The organism is Luteimonas sp. R10, assembly GCF_045689605.1.
Lineage (GTDB): Bacteria > Pseudomonadota > Gammaproteobacteria > Xanthomonadales > Xanthomonadaceae > Luteimonas.
Genome location: NZ_CP141262.1, coordinates 3731611 through 3747217 on the forward strand (window position 1 = coordinate 3731611; position 15607 = coordinate 3747217).

At 71.1% G+C, this 15607-nt stretch carries 15 protein-coding genes; 1 reads left to right on the plus strand and 14 read right to left on the minus strand.

What is annotated here, in order from left to right; genetic code table 11:
- Positions 1-3 precede the first annotated feature (3 nt).
- From U3649_RS16240 to U3649_RS16275, 8 genes are all read right to left on the minus strand, one after another.
- A complete protein-coding gene (locus tag U3649_RS16240) occupies positions 4-1272 on the minus strand; it encodes an FAD-dependent oxidoreductase (RefSeq protein ID WP_407352336.1) in 1269 nt (422 codons plus the stop codon).
- 65 nt (positions 1273-1337) lie between these two features.
- Positions 1338-1544, minus strand: a complete 207-nt coding sequence (locus U3649_RS16245; protein WP_149194978.1) for a cold-shock protein — start codon at positions 1542-1544, stop codon at positions 1338-1340.
- Between the two features lie 99 nt (positions 1545-1643).
- On the minus strand, positions 1644-2405 hold the full coding sequence (locus U3649_RS16250) for an S-methyl-5'-thioinosine phosphorylase (protein ID WP_407352337.1): 762 nt from the start codon (positions 2403-2405) through the stop codon (positions 1644-1646).
- Between the two features lie 11 nt (positions 2406-2416).
- Positions 2417-2974 (minus strand): hypoxanthine-guanine phosphoribosyltransferase, encoded by a 558-nt coding sequence (locus tag U3649_RS16255; RefSeq protein ID WP_407352338.1) that lies wholly within the window; start codon positions 2972-2974, stop codon positions 2417-2419.
- On the minus strand, positions 2971-3978 hold the full coding sequence (gene nagZ, locus U3649_RS16260; RefSeq protein WP_407352339.1) for a beta-N-acetylhexosaminidase: 1008 nt from the start codon (positions 3976-3978) through the stop codon (positions 2971-2973). Before nagZ ends, U3649_RS16255 begins: the two co-directional genes overlap by 4 nt.
- A 292-nt stretch (positions 3979-4270) precedes the next feature.
- Positions 4271-5584 (minus strand): 23S rRNA (uracil(1939)-C(5))-methyltransferase RlmD, encoded by a 1314-nt coding sequence (gene rlmD / locus U3649_RS16265; RefSeq protein WP_407352340.1) that lies wholly within the window; start codon positions 5582-5584, stop codon positions 4271-4273.
- Between the two features lie 167 nt (positions 5585-5751).
- Positions 5752-6360, minus strand: a complete 609-nt coding sequence (locus U3649_RS16270) for a YdbL family protein (RefSeq protein ID WP_407352341.1) — start codon at positions 6358-6360, stop codon at positions 5752-5754.
- A gap of 114 nt (positions 6361-6474) precedes the next feature.
- Positions 6475-8496: a hypothetical protein gene (locus U3649_RS16275; protein WP_407352342.1), complete on the minus strand. Its 2022-nt coding sequence runs from the start codon at positions 8494-8496 to the stop codon at positions 6475-6477.
- Positions 8497-8529: 33 nt separating this feature from the next.
- Between U3649_RS16275 and U3649_RS16280 the strand changes: the two genes are divergently transcribed.
- Positions 8530-9282, plus strand: coding sequence for a response regulator (locus U3649_RS16280; protein WP_407352343.1), 753 nt, complete (start codon positions 8530-8532; stop codon positions 9280-9282).
- 299 nt (positions 9283-9581) lie between these two features.
- Here U3649_RS16280 and recO read toward each other — a convergent pair whose 3' ends face one another.
- From recO to lepA, 6 genes are all read right to left on the minus strand, one after another.
- Positions 9582-10316, minus strand: a complete 735-nt coding sequence (recO, locus tag U3649_RS16285) for a DNA repair protein RecO (RefSeq protein ID WP_407352344.1) — start codon at positions 10314-10316, stop codon at positions 9582-9584.
- Between the two features lie 146 nt (positions 10317-10462).
- On the minus strand, positions 10463-11398 hold the full coding sequence (era, locus tag U3649_RS16290) for a GTPase Era (protein ID WP_407352345.1): 936 nt from the start codon (positions 11396-11398) through the stop codon (positions 10463-10465).
- Positions 11399-11599: 201 nt separating this feature from the next.
- Positions 11600-12274: a ribonuclease III gene (rnc, locus tag U3649_RS16295; protein WP_407352346.1), complete on the minus strand. Its 675-nt coding sequence runs from the start codon at positions 12272-12274 to the stop codon at positions 11600-11602.
- On the minus strand, positions 12252-12635 hold the full coding sequence (locus tag U3649_RS16300; RefSeq protein WP_149194967.1) for a DUF4845 domain-containing protein: 384 nt from the start codon (positions 12633-12635) through the stop codon (positions 12252-12254). Before U3649_RS16300 ends, rnc begins: the two co-directional genes overlap by 23 nt.
- Positions 12636-12674: 39 nt before the next feature.
- Positions 12675-13469 (minus strand): signal peptidase I, encoded by a 795-nt coding sequence (gene lepB / locus U3649_RS16305; protein WP_407352347.1) that lies wholly within the window; start codon positions 13467-13469, stop codon positions 12675-12677.
- Positions 13470-13589: 120 nt separating this feature from the next.
- Positions 13590-15386 carry a translation elongation factor 4 gene (gene lepA / locus U3649_RS16310; protein WP_407354645.1) on the minus strand — a complete coding sequence of 599 codons (1797 nt, stop codon included), beginning with the start codon at positions 15384-15386 and terminating at the stop codon, positions 13590-13592.
- Between the last annotated feature and the right edge of the window lie 221 nt (positions 15387-15607).

The window sequence follows — 15607 nt, forward strand, 5'->3', positions numbered from 1 at the left end:
CGGTCAGGGCGCGCCCAGCGCGCCCGCGTCCGGCGCGTCCGGTGCGTTTTCCTCATCGGCCAGCTGCGCCAGCCGCTGCCGGAACGGCGCCGACAGTGGCAGCCGGCCGAACCAGCCGCGGCGCGTGCCGGTCAGCACGCGCAGGCTCTGCGCGCGCAGCCCCGGTATCCGGGTCAGCGGATGAAAGCCCACGTCGCGTATCGCTGCGACGCGGTCGTGATGCGACTGGAACAGCGGTGTCAGCCAGCGGCTCCAGAAGTGATAGACGTCGACGTGCGCGCGCCGGCGCTGCTCGAACAGCGCCAGCGCGGGAGCGACATCGCGGCGTTCGCGCAACGCATCGCGCAGGGCGCGCGCATCGAGCAGCGCCATGTTCACGCCCTGCCCCAGCTGCGGACTCATCGCGTGCGCGGCGTCGCCGATCAGCACCGTCCGGCCGCGAAACCAGCGGCGGTGGACGGTGTCGCGGTAGCGTGCCTGCGCCAGTCCCGCCGGCAGCGGCGTCGCCTGCAGGATCTCGGCGGCCTCCGGCCAGACGTCGGCGACCTCCCGGCGCCAGGCCGCCTCGCCCTGCCACTGGCCATCGTCGAACGCCGACGCCGGCGTGCTCCAGAAGAAGCTCAGCCGTCGCACCGGGTCGCCGGGCCGGCTGCCCACCGGCAGCATGCCCGCCATGCGCCGGGCGCGCACGTAGCGCTGGCGCAGTTCGTCCGGCCAGCGCCAGTCCTGCCCGGGCACCAGGCACCACTGCGCGCCCCACGGATAGGCGCGGTCCATGCGCGCGGCCCGCACCCGGCCGCGCAGCCCGGAAGCGGCGCCGTCGGCGACGACCAGCAGGTCGAACGGACCATGCCGGCGCCCGCCGGCGTCGGTCACCTCCGCGCGCTCCGGATCGAGCGCGACGATCGCGCGACCGGCATGCAGCACGCGTCCGTCCTGCCAGGCCGCATCCAGCAGCGAGAACAGCGCCGCGCGCTGCATGCCGAGCCCGAACAACGCCGGGGCCAGTTCGCCGTAGCGCATGTCCATGACCGGTCGGCCGCGGGCGGTTTCGCCATAGAGCCGGGAGATGCGCGCACCGTGCGACAGCGCGGGTTCGAGCAGCCCGAGTTCCCACAGGGCCTCCAGGCCGACCGGCTGCAGCAGGAACCCCGCACCGACCGGACCCGGCTCCGGCACGCGCTCGAACACCTCGACGCGGTGTCCGTCGCGGCTCAACATCAGCGCCGCGGCCTGACCGGCGCTGCCGTAACCGACGATACCGACATGCATGCGCAACCCTCACGAAAAAGCCCCGCGCAATGCGCGGGGCCGGCAGAAATCTGCGAGGTTTCCGGTCAGGCGACCGGGGTGACGCCTGTCGCCTGCGCGCCCTTCGGCCCCTGGGTGACCTCGTAGCTGACGCGCTGACCTTCCTGCAGGCTCTTGAAGCCCTGCGAATCGATCGCGGAGTAATGGACGAAGACGTCGGAACCGCCGTCCTCGGGAGCGATGAAGCCGAAACCCTTGGCGTCGTTGAACCACTTCACTGTGCCGTATTGCATAAACCTTCCACCTTGTCTGGATGCCGGTGCGCACGCCGCCACGAGTCCCCGAAGCGGGCACGCGGCCCGAGTATGCAAAGCAACCGCGGTAACATGCAATCACCGCTGCGGTTGCAGCAGCATCCGCAGCAATGGCGGCAGCGCCGACGACGCGGCCTCGACGTTGTCCAGCACCTCTCGAAATGTGATCTCGGTTGCATCTCCGCATCCCGCTGCCCAGTTGGCGACGATGGCGATGCAGGCATAGTCCAGGCCGAGTTCGCGCGCCAGCCCGGCTTCGGGCATGCCGGTCATGCCGACCAGGTCGCAGCCGTCGCGGCGCAAGCGCGCAATCTCCGCGCGCGTTTCCAGGCGTGGGCCCTGGGTCGCGCCGTAGCAGCCGCCGTCGACCATCGCCACGCCCGCCGCACGCGCCGCCGCCAATACCTCGGCGCGCAATGCCGGTGTGTACGGGTCGCCGAAGTCCACGTGCAGCACCTCGGTGCCGGGTTCTTCGCACAGCGTCGAGATCCGGCCCCAGGTGTAGTCGATCAGCTGGTCCGGACACGCCAGCACCCGCGGCCCGAAGCGTTCGCCGATGCCGCCGACGGTATTGAGCGCCAGCACCCGCCGCGCGCCCAATGCCTGCAGCGCGGCGAGATTGGCGCGGTAGTTGATCCTGTGCGGCGGCACCGAATGCCCCTCGCCGTGGCGCGCCAGGAACGCGACCCGCCGGCCGGCCAAGGTGCCGACGCGCACCGGTCCGGACAGCGCGCCGTACTGCGTCGGCGGCTGGTGGCTATCGACGTCTTCGAGCTCGGCGAGACGATAGAGGCCGGTGCCGCCGATGACGGCCAGCGCGATGTCGGGGGCTGCCTTCATTTCATTTGCCGCTATTCCACCAGCGCGTAGATCGCCGGCAGGTTCCGGCCCTGCTCGTGGTAGTCCATGCCGTAGCCGAACACGTAGCGGTCCGGCACCTCCACCCCGACGTAGTCGGCCTCGATGTCCTCCAGCCCGCGGTCGTGCAGCTTCACCGCGAGCACGGCCGTGCGCACGTCCTCGGCGTTCTGGTCCTCGCACCAGCGGGTGACCGCGTGCAGGGTGTGGCCCTCGTCGAGGATGTCGTCGACCAGCAGCACGCGACGATCGCGCATCGGCGTGGCCGGACGGTGCAGCCAGGCCAGGCCCGAGCCGGTGGTCTGGCCGCGGTAGCGGGTGGCGTGCAGGTAGTCGAACTCGAGATCGAGGCCGAGCTCGCCGAGCGCGAAGGCGAGCTGCGCCGCGAACGGCAGGCCGCCGTGCATGACGGTGACGAACAGCGGCGGCAGGTCGTCGTCGCGGTAGTCGGCGTGGATCTCCGCGGCCATGCGCGCGATCGCGGCGTCCAGCGTCGCCCGGTCGTGGATCAGTTCCGCGTCGCGCAGGGCGTCGGCCAGGCGCGGGGTCATGCCTGCCGCTCCCGCTGGCCGCCGAGGTCGGCGCGCGCGCTGCCGTAGCGGCCATCGGCGAGCAGGCCGTCCCAGCCGAGCGCGCCGCGCCCGACCAGGCCGGCCAGCGCCATGGTGTTGAGGCGGCGGCCCTCCACCGCGGCCAGCGACTCCTCCACCAGTTCCGGGTGGCAGACCAGCACCACGTCGCAGCCGGCGTCCAGGTGGGCGTCGACGCGCGCCTTGACGCCGCCCGCCGAGTGCGCGGCGGCCATGCCGATGTCGTCGGAGAACACCACGCCGCGGAAGCCCATCTCGTCGCGCAGGATGCCGTTGATCCAGCGCGGCGAATAACCGGCGGGCTCCGGCGCCACCTGCGGATAGGTCACGTGCGCCAGCATCACCGCATCGGCGCCGGCTTCGATGCCGGCGACGAAGGGCACAAGGTCCTCGCTACGCAGCACTTCCAGCGGGCGCTGGTCGATCGCGGCGTCGAAGTGCGTGTCCTCGCGCACCGACCCGTGCCCGGGAAAGTGCTTGAGCGTAGCCGCCATGCCGGCCGAGTGCATGCCCTCGACGTAGGCGCGGGTGAAATCGGCGACGACCTCCGGATCCGCGGCGAAGGCGCGATCGCCGATGGCCAGGTTGCCGCGCCCCAGGTCGACCACGGGCGCGAAGCTGAGGTCGACGCCGCTGGCGCGCACCTCGCTGGCCATGAGCCAGGCGTGCTCGCGCGCGGCCGCCAACGCGCCCCGCGGGTCCTGCGCGTGATGGCGGCCGAAGACATCGAGCGGCGGCAACGCGCTGTAGCCTTCGCGGAAGCGCTGCACGCGGCCGCCTTCCTGGTCGACGCAGATCAGCTGCGGTCGCGGCGCGGCCGCGCGGATCGCCGCGGACAGTTCCGCGACCTGCTCGCGGGAGGCGAAGTTGCGGGTGAACAGGATCACGCCGGCGCAGGCATCGTGCTGCAGCCAGTCGCGCTCCTGCGCCGTGAGTTCGCGTCCGGCAATGCCGATGACGAGCATGGTGAATTCCTTCGCGGTCGGAGGGCGATTGTAATGGCGCGGCGCGGCGGCGCGTGAATGGTGCGCTTTTCGCTCTCGTGGGAGCGGCGGAAACATGCCCCTGCCGGGGAGTCGCGGCTTCGCGAACGGGACCATCCGGCGGCATCGGCGCCGACACTCCGGTCGCGACTTCCGTCGCTCCCACAAGAGCGATGCTGGCCGGATCGTTCCCAGCATCGACCAGCTGTTACGGGAGCGACCCGCCTTGCCTTTGTGGCAGCGACGGGAGTCGCGACCCCGCGAACACGGCCCCTCAGGGCTCGAGCATCGCGATCGATTCGACGTGCGCGGTGTGCGGGAACATGTCCATCACGCCGGCGCTGCGCAGCTTCCAGCCGCGCTCGTTGACCAGGTAGCCGGCGTCGCGCGCCAGCGAGGCGGGATGACAGCTGACGTAGACGATGCGCTTCAACCCCTTGAGCGGCAGTTGCCGCAGCACGCCGTCGGCGCCGGAGCGCGGCGGATCCAGCAGCAGGCGGTCGAAGCCCTGCCGCATCCACGGGTGCCCGGACAGGTCCTGGGCGAGATCGGCGGCGAAGAAGCGCGCGTTCTCCAGGCCGTTGTGCACGGCGTTCTCGCGCGCCCGCGCCACCAGCCCGGCCTCGCCCTCCACCCCCACCGCCTCGCCGGCCACGCGCGCCAGCGGCAGGGTGAAGTTGCCCAGGCCGCAGAACAGATCCAGCACGCGCTCGCCGTGCTGCACGTCCAGCAACGCCAGCGCGCGCGCGATCATCTTCTCGTTGAGGCCGGCGTTGACCTGGATGAAGTCGAGCGGCCGGAACAGCAGTTCCACGCCCCAGGGCGCCAGCCGGAACGACAGCGGCGGCGCCTCCGGCCACAGCGCATGCACCGAATCCACGCCGCCCGGCTGCAGGAAGACCGCGAACCCGTGCGCCCGCGCGAAGGCGGCCAGCGCATCGCGATCGGCCTCCGACAGCGGCGCGAGATGGCGGAACACCAGCGCGACCGTGTCGTCGCCGGCGATGAACTCGATCTGCGGGATCTCGCGCCGCGCCTCGAGCCCGTCGACCAGCCGCGACAGCGCCTCGATGCCGTCGCCGATCCGCGGGATCACGGTGTGGCATTGCGACAGGTCGGCGACGAAGCGCGGATCCTGCTCGCGGAAGCCGACCAGGGTCTTGTCCTTCTTCTCCACCCGGCGCACCGAGAACCGGCCCTTGCGCCGGTAGCCCCAGGCGGCATCGGTGAGCGGCGGCAGCACCGCCTCCGGGGCGACGTGGCCGATCCGCTCGAAGTTCTCCAGCAGCACCCTCTGCTTGGCCGCGATCTGCCGGTCCTCGGCCAGGTGCTGCAGCACGCAGCCGCCGCAGGTGCCGAAATGCGGGCAGCGCGGCGCCACGCGATCGGCGGAAGGCTGCAGGACTTCCAGCGTCACCGCCTCGTCGAAACTGCGCGAACGCCGGGTCTGCTTCGCCATGACCCGCTCGCCCGGCAGCGCGCCGGACACGAACACGGTCTTGCCGCCCTCGCGGCGGGCGACGCCGCGGCCGTCGTGGCTGAGGTCGACGATGTCGAGTTCGAACGGGGTCTGGTCGATTCGGGCCACGTGGCGTCGGGCTGCGGGCGGAAAGCCGGCTATTGTCGCAGATGCCGCCACCGGACCGTGCCCCCGCATGCCGTCGAGCGGAGCTCGCTCCGCTGCCGTGTTCGCGGTGCCGGCCTGAAAAGCAGCCGAGCAGGCTCGGCTCTACAAAGGGGCATCCGCTCGCTGCGCTACTTCTGCCTCCAGTTGCCGTTCGCGTCCTGCACCCACCAGCCGCTGCTCGCGCGCTCGGCCCACTGCCGCGCGAACACGTCGCGGATCTGGCCCTCCCACTCGGGGTGACCGTTGGCGACCGCGATTTCCCTGTACACCGCGCGCGCGTCGCGGTTCTGGTCGGCCACGGCCTGGTTCACCTTGACGCGCTCGGACAGCGGGATCTTGCCGGCGTCGCGCACCGACACCGTACCGTCGTTGCCGAAGCCCAGCGCACCGGATTCGAAGTGCGGGCGCAGCGTGCCGCGGAAGCGGTCGCGCATGCGCGCGCGGATCGTTTCGATCGCCGGGGTCTTGATGGTGATGTCCGGCTGGCCCTGCGCATGGGCCGGCGAGATGCCGACCAGCATCAGCGGGTGGAACGCGGCCGGCGCGCGGGCCATGCCGCCCGGCTCACCGGGAAACGGCTCGACGTCCTCCTGCTTCGCCCCCTGCTCGCCGATCACGTTGTCGACGAACTCGCGCGCCGCCTCGCGCGCCTCGGCGGCGGGGAAGTACACGTTGATGGTCACGCAGGCGCTCAGCACCAGCGCGGCGGCGATCGGCATTCCCAACCAGTGCTTCATGTCGTGTCTCCTCGATGACTCAACTCGGTGCGCGTGACGCGTGAACGGCGAATGGAAGCGTAACCGTTTTTGCGGGCATCCCGACCGCTGCTGCCGCCACGAAGAGATCCCCGCTCACTCCACCACCGGCGCGACATCGCCGCCGGCCACGGCGGCCACGCGCTCGACCAGGGTCGGCCAGTCGACGTCGCGGTTGTGGCCCACCACCTGCAGCCGCGGCAGTCCGGCGCCCTCGACGATAGTAAAGGCGTTGCCGGATGAACGCAGGCCGCCCATGCGGCAGACCTCGTTGGCGAGCCGGCAGGTGATGCCGATGCGGGTGTAGCCGAAGTCGTCGAACAGGCCGATCAGCTGCCCCTGCAGGCTGCCGACGAACGAGGCGTCGCCGACGCTGGAGATGTTCTGGACCGCGCGCTGGCTGATGCGCTGGCGCACGCCCGGGCGGCGGCCGGTGTACAGGGCGGCATCGAACGAGGACAGCCGCCAGTCGACCAGGCGCAGCCCGTCGACGCGGCCGGACAGCCGGCCGCTGATGCTGCCGAAATCGAACACGCGGGTGATCGCGAGCAGGTCCAGGTCGCGCACGGCGAGGTCGGCCGACAACGTGGGCGCGACGCCGAACGGGCGTTCCATCGACAGCGCCGAGACATCGACCCTGCCGTCGAACACGCGCACCGACAGCCCGCCGTCGAAGTCGAGGCGCTCGTCGGCGTACCGCACCTGCGGGATCTCGCCACTGAGCGTGCCGCCGAACGCCGGCCAGTCCAGCGATTCGGCCAGCCGCGCGACCTCGAGCGCCTCCACCGCCAGGCCGAACCGCAGCCGCAGGCCTTCGCCGTCGCCCGGCGGACGCAGGGCGAAGCCGTCGAAGCGCAGCCGGCCGCCGAGCATGTCCACCTCGACCTGCTCGCGCGTGCGCAGCTCGCCTCGGCGGGCGCGGAACGGCAGCCGCGCCGGGCCGAATCCGATCTCGCGCAGGGCACCGCCGCGCCAGCGCAGCTCGCTGTCGACCTCAGCCTCGCCGGCGAAACGCAAATCGCCGTCGAGACCATCGAAGCGGAAGCGGCCGCCGCCGTCGCGCAGGTCCAGTGCCTGCAACCGCGCATCCAGAGCCTGCAGGCGATCATCGAAGACGCGCAGCTGCACGCCCAGCGCGCCGTCCAGCTGCAGGCCGGCGAGGCCGCCCAGCGCCAGCCAGCCGGACAGGTAGCGCGCCGGCAGCAGCGATGCGTCGTCGCTGCGCAACGCGACGTCCAGTTCGCGCAGGCCGCCCTCCGCATCGAGCGCCGCCGACCCGTGTGCGTGCAGCGCGGCGCCGTCGCGCCATTCGAACGACGGCAGTCGCCAGCCGGCGCCGGGCCCTTCCCGGATCGCGTCGATGCGCAGCGGAACCGGCGCGTCAGGCAGGTCCAGGTAGGCATTGCCGAACAGCAGTTCGCCGCCGCGCAGCTCGGCATCGAGCGCCACCAGGTCGGTGTCGCCGAGCCGGCGGTAGTCGATTCCGACGCGTGCGCCGACATCCTCGCCGGCGATGCTGGCGTCGGCGGTGTCGAACGCGGCCGCGGCCAGCCGCAGCTCGCCTTCGATCCGCAGCGGCCCCTCCCCTGGCGCCTGCACCGCGATTCCGCCATCGAGGGTGCCGGCGTTCAGGCGGCCCGCTTCCCACCCTTGGCTCAGCAGCGCCTGCGCCCAGGCCAGCGGCACGCGGGTGAGATCGATCGCGGTCTCGTCGGGCGCGGCGGCGCTGCGCCGCAGACCGATCCGCGCCGGTCCCTGCGCCAGCACGGCATCGGTCGCCACCGGTCCCAGGTCGACGGCCAGCCGCAGGGGCGCAGCGCGGCCGCTGCGCACTTCGCCGTCGCAGCGCCACCGGCCCTCGGCGCCGCGCGACAGCGGGCAGCGCCAGGCGAGATCGCGGAAGCGGTAGCCCAGCGCCGGCGCCTCGACCCGCGCCGCCTCCAGGCGCAACTCGCCGTGCGCGGCATTCGCCGGCCAGTCCAGGCGCACGCGCACCTGCCACAGGGTCGCCACCGCGGTGTCCACCCGGTCGATCCGCGCCGTCATCGTGCGCGCCTGCGCTGCCGGGCTGCCGACGGCCAGCCACAGGGCGGCAAGGAGTACGATGCAACGCGTCATGCCGGAAGCATACCTACGCAGGGGAAGCGCGCCATGAAGCCGAAACTGCTGCTGCTCGAGGACGAACCCGCCAGCCGCCATTTCCTCTGCCTGGCGGCCGAGGCGCTGCCGGCCGAGGTCGAACCGGCCGCCACCGTCGCCGAGGCCCGCACCCTGGCGCTGTCCGGCGCGCACGCGCTGTGGCTGTTCGACGTCAACCTGCCCGACGGCAGCGGCGGCGGCCTGCTCGCCTGGCTGCGTGCGCGAGGACTGCGGACCCCGGCGATCGCGCACACCGCAGCGCACGAGACGGCCGAGCGCGCGCGACTGCTGGCCGAGGGCTTCCAGGCGGTGGTGACGAAGCCGCTGACCGCAGCGGCCTGGCAGGCGGCGATCCGCGACGCATTGCAGGGACGGGACGCGGATGCGACGCCCGGCCATCCGCCCCAGGATGCCGGCGACGCGGACGCCGCGGAGGCCGCGCCGGTGTGGGACGACATCGCCGCCACGGCCGCGCTGGGCGGCAGCGCGACGAACGTCGCCGCCCTGCGCCGGTTGTTCCTGGCCGAACTGCCAGGCGCGCGCGACGCCGTGATGGCTGCGGCCGCCGGCGGCGACCGGACGGCCATGGGCGCGGCCCTGCACAAGCTGCGCGCCGGTTGCGGATTCGTCGGCGCCGCGCGGCTGCAGGCGGCGGCGGCGATGCTGCAGGGCGACCCCGCCAGCGACCCGGCATTGCGGCATTTCCTGTCAGTGGCGGCGGAGACCCTGCAAGCCGCGCCCGCTGCGGACGGCGGCGGCGGATGAACCGTCGCACCGGTTCCGCGGGCGTCCTTCGATGCATGCGATGGACATCGACGTGCCGGATTTCCACCTGCGCGCACTGCTGTCCGGAATAAATCCATTGGCGTGGATCGGCCGACCTGTTCCGCACCCGCTGCCGCTTCGCCGTACCCTCGCCCCCCGCTCCGCCCCCCGGCCCGCGCCAGCGGCGCGGGCGCTCCACCGCACACGCGCCGGTGGCGCGCAAGCCGTGCGGTCTCGCCCCAGAGGGAGAAGGGCTTTTTCCCTTTTCCCTTCGGGAGGTTTCCACCCCTGCGTCGCGATCAGCCGTTGCCGCTTCCGATCCGACCCAGCTCCGCCATCAGCTCCCAGGATTTCAGTCCACGCGCGCCGAGATGATGCGCCAGCACGGTGCGCAGGCTGCGGCGCAGCCCGGCCAGGTCGTCCGGCCCGGGCATGGTGTCGGCGGCGAGCGCCAGCAGCGCGCGGCCGGTCGCGGTGCGGCCGCGTTCGCCGCCGTCGCGCTCTCCCAGCAGTCGGCGCGGGCCGTGCTCGGCATCGAGCAGGTAACGCGCGGCCGGGTCGATCGGCACGCCGTCGCCGTCGACGTCGAAGGCGAAGCCGACGCCCAGCGCCTCCAGCAGGTCGCGCTCGAACCGCCGCAGCGTCCACGCCAGGGGTGCCTGCTCCCGCAGCCGCATGCGCACCTGGCCGTACAGCGCATACAGCTCCGGGCGCGGATCCTGCCGCGGCGCCAGCCGTAGCAGCAGCTCGTTGACGTAGAAGCCCGCCATCCCGGCATCGCCGGCCAGTCGCGGCGCCTGGTCGATCGCCTCGGCCGCGGACAGCCAGGCCAGTTCGCCGCGCTGGGTCGCCTCCAGGCGGATGTGCTGCAGCGGCTGCAGCGCGGCACGCAGCGCCTGCCGCTTCGGCCCCTGCACGCCGCGCGCAACCAGCCCCAGCCGGCCGTGCTCCCGGCTCAGCACCTCCACCAGCAGGCTGGTCTCGCGCCAGCGGCGCGCATGCAGGACGTAGGCGGGTTCTTGGGTGTAGCGCATGAGAGCCGGGATTGGGGATTGGGGATTCGAAAAAGCTGACGAGCGGGATCCGCGGACTTTGCCGGATCAGGATCCCATTCCCGCCGGATTCATATCGAAGCCGCGCACTAGCTCGCGACGACAGGTCCATGCCCCGCCTTTGCGAATCACGAATCCCGACTCCCCAATCCCGGCTCTCCATATCCAAACGCCCGCAACGCCGCCTCGTCGTCCGACCAGCCCTCGCGCACGCGCACCCAGGTCTCGAGGAAGACCTTGCGGTCGAACAGGCGCTCCATCTGCTGCCGCGCCTTGGTGCCGATCTCGCGCAGGCGGGTGCCGCCCTTGCCGATCACGATCGCCTTCTGGCCCTCGCGCTCGACCCAGATCACCGCGCCGATGCGGTACATCGCGCCGTCCTCCTCGAAGCGCTCGATCTCCACCGTGGTGGCGTACGGCAGCTCGGCGCCGAGCAGGCGCATCAGTTGCTCGCGCAGCAGCTCGGCGGCGAGGAAGCGCTGGCTGCGGTCGGTGATCTCGTCCTCGCCGTACAGCGCGTCCTGCTGCGGCAGCAGCGGCAGGACCGAGTCGACCAGCGCCTCCAGTCCGATGCGCTTGAGCGCCGAGACCGGGTGCACGCTGGCGAACTCGCGCTCGCGCGCGACCTCGGCCAGGTAGGGCAGCAGCGCGGCCTTGTCGCGCAGGCGGTCGACCTGGTTGACCACCAGCACCACCGGCACGCCGGCCTCGCGCAGCACCGCGTAGGCGGCGCCGTCTTCCTCGTCCCAGCGCCCGGCCTGGACCACCAGCAAGGCCGCGTCCACGCCTTCGAGCGCGCCACGGGCGGCGCGATTCATCCAGCGGTGCATCGCCGATGCACTGGCCCTGCCCTGGTCGCGGTGCAGGCCGGGCGTGTCGACCAGCACCAGCTGCCCCTGTGGGAAGGTGGCGATGCCGAGCAGGCGGTGGCGCGTGGTCTGCGGGCGGTTGGAGACGATGCTGACCTTGGCGCCGACCAGCGCGTTGACCAGCGTCGACTTGCCGACATTGGGGCGGCCGATGACGGCGACGTGGCCGGCGTGGTAACGGGGAGTGTCGTTCATGCAGGCATTGTAGGCCCGGGCCAGCCGGAATCGCGGTGAGCCCACGGCCGTGCCTGCCTCGCATCTCCCGCGCCATGCCCGCCCCTCCCGTAGAGCGGAGCTCGCTCCGCTGACGCAGGCCCCGGAGCCGGAAGCAGCGGAGCGAGCTCCGCTCTACGATCGGGATGCGGCCACGCGACGCGGGAATGCGCCGGCAGGGAATCAGTCCAGGCGTGCCAGCGCGGCCAGCACGGCTTCCGCCGCCAGCTGCTCGGCGGCGCGGCGCGAGCCGCCCTCGCCCTCGGCCGACACCTCCGGTTCGGACACGCTGCAGCGCACGCGGAAGGTCTTGGCGTGGTCGTCGCCGGACTCGGCCAGCAGTTCGTAGGCCGGCAGCGGCCGCTGCTTCGCCTGCAGCGCCTCCTGCAGGCGGGTCTTGGCGTCCTTGCCGACCTTGGCGATCTCGAACCCGTCCAGCTCGGCCGCGAACCAGGACAGCACCGCGGCGCGGCAGGCGTCGTAGCCGGCGTCGAGGTAGATCGCGGCGATCACCGCTTCCAGCGCGTCGGAGAGGATCGAGTCGCGGCGATGGCCGCCGGACTTCATCTCGCCCGGGCCGAGCATCAGCCTGGGCCCGAGGTCGAGTTCGCGCGCCAGCCGCGCGAGCGTGGACTCGCGGACCAGTTCGGCGCGGGCGCGGGTCAGCGCACCCTCGTCCGCGCGCGGCCAGCGCGCATACAGGGCCTCGGCGACGATCAGGTCGAGCAGCGCGTCGCCGAGGAATTCCAGCCGTTCGTTGTGCGGCGCCCCGGCGCTGCGATGCGTCAGGGCCTGCGCGAGCAGGCCCTGGTCGGCGAAGCGATGGCCGAAGGGCTCAGTTGGCTTCGCCGGCGCCACGCGTGAGCATTTGCGTTGTCTGGAACTTCCCGACCACGTCGAGGTTGGCGACCATCGGCCGGCGCACCTCGTACTGCACGTCCATCTGCCAGCCGTTGTCGACGCGCTTGAGCTTGACGTGCTCCTTCTTCACGTTCTCCGAGTAGTTGATGTACAGGCGCCGGAAGAACAGGTCCTGGATCCGCGCCGGATCCTGGTTGGCGATGCCCGCCTCCTGCGACAGCCCCTTCAGCGCCGCGCGCACGCTGTAGTACTCGGAATACATCGGGAACAGCTTCATCGCGATGTAGGCGAAGAACCCGACCACGGCCAACACGATCACGAAGCCCAGCAGGGTCAATCCCTTCTGCTTGCGTTTCATTGCCCTTCTCCCCCAAGGAGTGCGCGTTCGATACGGATACTACCGGATCCCGTTGCCGATCCGGTCGAAATCGACCCCGCCGGCGCTGCCGTCCCAGTGCATCCAGACCAGGAAGGCCTTGCCGCGCAGCTGGCGTTCCGGCAGCGAGCCCCAGAACCGGCTGTCGTCGCTCCGGTCGCGGTTGTCGCCCATCACGAAATATTCGCCTTCCGGCACCGTCCACTCGCCCTGCCCCGGATCGAACGGCAGGTCGGGGATCTCCAGCACCTGGTGTTCCCGGCCCGGCATGCGCTCGACCAGCAGTTCGGCGCCGGTCATCTCGCGGCCGCGGCCCTCGCCGACGTAGCGGCCGTCCCCCACCGGCTGGTAGCCGAAGACCTCGCCGTTCACGTAGACCTTGTTGTCGCGGTACTCGATCACGTCGCCGGGCAGGCCGACCACGCGCTTGATCCAGTCCTGGTCCGGCTGGTGCGGCGGCCGGAACACCACCACGTCGCCGCGCTCGGGCGCGCCGATGTCGACGAACTTGCGGTTGCTGATCGGCAGGCGCAGGCCGTAGGCGAACTTGTTGACCAGGATGAAATCGCCGATCAGCAGGGTCGGCATCATCGAGCTGGACGGGATCCGGAACGGCTCGGCCACGAAGCTGCGCAGGATCAGCACCACCGCCAGCACCGGGAAGAAGGCCTTGGCGTAGTCGACCACCACCGGCTCCTTCTCCTCCAGCAGCCCGGCGCGTTCGGCGCGGCGTTTGGCGAAGAACAACCGGTCGAGCAGCCAGATGATGCCGGTGGCCAGGGTCAGCACCACCAGGGCGATTTCAAACCATTTCATTTGTGCTCCTTCGGAGCCGGGATTGGTGATCCGTGATTGGTGATTCGCAAAAGCAACAGCCGCGTACGGCACCCGCTCTTGCGAATCACGAATCCCCAATCGCGAATCACGGCCTTTCGATCACGAATCACGGCTGCTACTCAACACCGCCAGGAAGGCCTCCTGCGGGATCTCGACCCGTCCGACCTGCTTCATCCGCTTCTTGCCTTCCTTCTGCTTCTCCAGCAGCTTCTTCTTGCGCGAAATGTCGCCACCATAGCACTTGGCCAGGACGTTCTTGCGCAGCGCCTTGACCGTGGTGCGGGCGATGATCTGCGAGCCGATCGCGGCCTGGATGGCGACGTCGAACTGCTGGCGCGGGATCAGTTCCTTCATCTTCTCGGTCAACTCGCGGCCGCGGCGGTCGGCATGGCTGCGGTGGACGATGATCGACAGCGCATCGACCTTGTCGCCGTTGATCAGCGTGTCCACGCGCACGAACGGGCCGGCGTCGAAACGCAGGAAGTGGTAGTCGAGCGAGGCGTAGCCGCGCGACACGGATTTCAGCTTGTCGAAGAAGTCGAGCACCACTTCCGCCATCGGCAGCTCGTAGCTGATCTGCACCTGGCTGCCCATGTACTGGATGCCGATCTGGCGCCCCCGCTTCTCCTCGCACAGGGTGATCACGTTGCCGACGTAGTCGGGCGGGGTGAGGACGTTGGCGCGGATGATCGGCTCGCGCACCTCCTCGATCTGGTTGGCCGGCGGCAGGCTGGCCGGGTTGTCCAGCGGGGCGATGCTGCCGTCGGTCTTGAGCACCTCGTAGACCACGGTGGGCGCGGTGCTGATCAGGTTGAGGTCGTACTCGCGCTCCAGCCGCTCCTGCACGATCTCCATGTGCAGCATGCCCAGGAACCCGCAGCGGAAGCCGAAGCCCATCGCCTCGGAGCTCTCCGGCTCGAAGCGCAGCGCGGCGTCGTTCAGGCGCAGCTTGTCCAGCGCCTCGCGCAGGTCCGGGTAGTCGTCGGCGTCGACCGGGAACAGGCCGGCGAACACCCGCGGCTGCATTTCCTGGAAGCCGGGCAGCGGCTTCGGCGCCGGATCGGCGGCCAGGGTGAGGGTGTCGCCGACCGGCGCGCCGTGCACGTCCTTGATGCTGGCGTTGATCCAGCCGACCTCGCCGGCGCGCAGCGCGTCGAGCGCCTTGCGCTTGGGCGTGAACACGCCGACGCCGTCGACCTGGTGCGAGCGCCCGGTCGACATCACCAGGATCTTGCCGCCTGGCCGGATCTCGCCCTGCATCACCCGCACCAGCGAGACCACGCCCAGGTAGTTGTCGAACCAGGAATCGATGATCAGCGCCTGCAGCTTGTCGGTCTCGCGCGGTACCGGCGGCGGGATCCGGGTGACGATCGCCTCGAGCACGTCCTGGACGTTGAGCCCGGTCTTGGCGCTGACCGCGATCGCGTCGGTGGCGTCGATGCCGATCACCGCCTCGATCTCGGCCTTCACCTTGTCGACGTCGGCGGTCGGCAGGTCGATCTTGTTGAGCACCGGCACCACTTCCAGGCCCTGCTCGACCGCTGTGTAGCAGTTGGCGACCGACTGCGCCTCCACGCCCTGGGCGGCGTCGACCACCAGCAGCGCGCCCTCGCAGGCGGCCAGCGAGCGGCTGACCTCGTAGCTGAAGTCGACGTGGCCGGGGGTGTCGATGAAGTTGAGCTGGTAGGTCTGCCCGTCCCTGGCGGTGTACGGCAGCGAGACCGACTGCGCCTTGATGGTGATGCCGCGCTCGCGCTCGATCGGATTGTTGTCGAGCACCTGCGCCGCCATCTCGCGTTCGGCCAGGCCGCCGCACAGCTGGATGATGCGGTCGGCCAGGGTCGACTTGCCGTGGTCGACGTGGGCGATGATGGAGAAGTTGCGGATGTTCCGCATCGGATCGGCGCTCATGGGGGTCAGGCGGGCCGTCCCTGCGGCCGTGCAGCGTGAAAAACGCGACATTATCGCATAGCCGTTGCCTGCTCCGGACCGCTGGCATGCCGCCGCGGGAGCGGCAGCGACATATCGGTATGCCGCTGCCGGAAAGCTCCGGACGCCCGTGAACCTGGCTGAACCGAATGGTGTCGGCACCGGCACGATCAGGTCGCGACTTCCGT

What these genes read in the sequence shown, in the direction of transcription:
- U3649_RS16255 (WP_407352338.1), bottom strand. Translation starts at nt 2,974, where the DNA reads ATGACCCCGCGCCTGGCCGACGCCCTGCGCGACGCGGAACTGATCCAC.
- U3649_RS16275 (WP_407352342.1), bottom strand. Translation starts at nt 8,496, where the DNA reads ATGACGCGTTGCATCGTACTCCTTGCCGCCCTGTGGCTGGCCGTCGGC.
- nagZ (WP_407352339.1), bottom strand. Translation starts at nt 3,978, where the DNA reads ATGCTCGTCATCGGCATTGCCGGACGCGAACTCACGGCGCAGGAGCGC.
- lepA (WP_407354645.1), bottom strand. Translation starts at nt 15,386, where the DNA reads ATGCGGAACATCCGCAACTTCTCCATCATCGCCCACGTCGACCACGGC.
- recO (WP_407352344.1), bottom strand. Translation starts at nt 10,316, where the DNA reads ATGCGCTACACCCAAGAACCCGCCTACGTCCTGCATGCGCGCCGCTGG.
- U3649_RS16270 (WP_407352341.1), bottom strand. Translation starts at nt 6,360, where the DNA reads ATGAAGCACTGGTTGGGAATGCCGATCGCCGCCGCGCTGGTGCTGAGC.
- U3649_RS16280 (WP_407352343.1), top strand. Translation starts at nt 8,530, where the DNA reads ATGAAGCCGAAACTGCTGCTGCTCGAGGACGAACCCGCCAGCCGCCAT.
- U3649_RS16240 (WP_407352336.1), bottom strand. Translation starts at nt 1,272, where the DNA reads ATGCATGTCGGTATCGTCGGTTACGGCAGCGCCGGTCAGGCCGCGGCG.
- U3649_RS16250 (WP_407352337.1), bottom strand. Translation starts at nt 2,405, where the DNA reads ATGAAGGCAGCCCCCGACATCGCGCTGGCCGTCATCGGCGGCACCGGC.
- U3649_RS16245 (WP_149194978.1), bottom strand. Translation starts at nt 1,544, where the DNA reads ATGCAATACGGCACAGTGAAGTGGTTCAACGACGCCAAGGGTTTCGGC.
- lepB (WP_407352347.1), bottom strand. Translation starts at nt 13,469, where the DNA reads ATGAAATGGTTTGAAATCGCCCTGGTGGTGCTGACCCTGGCCACCGGC.
- U3649_RS16300 (WP_149194967.1), bottom strand. Translation starts at nt 12,635, where the DNA reads ATGAAACGCAAGCAGAAGGGATTGACCCTGCTGGGCTTCGTGATCGTG.
- era (WP_407352345.1), bottom strand. Translation starts at nt 11,398, where the DNA reads ATGAACGACACTCCCCGTTACCACGCCGGCCACGTCGCCGTCATCGGC.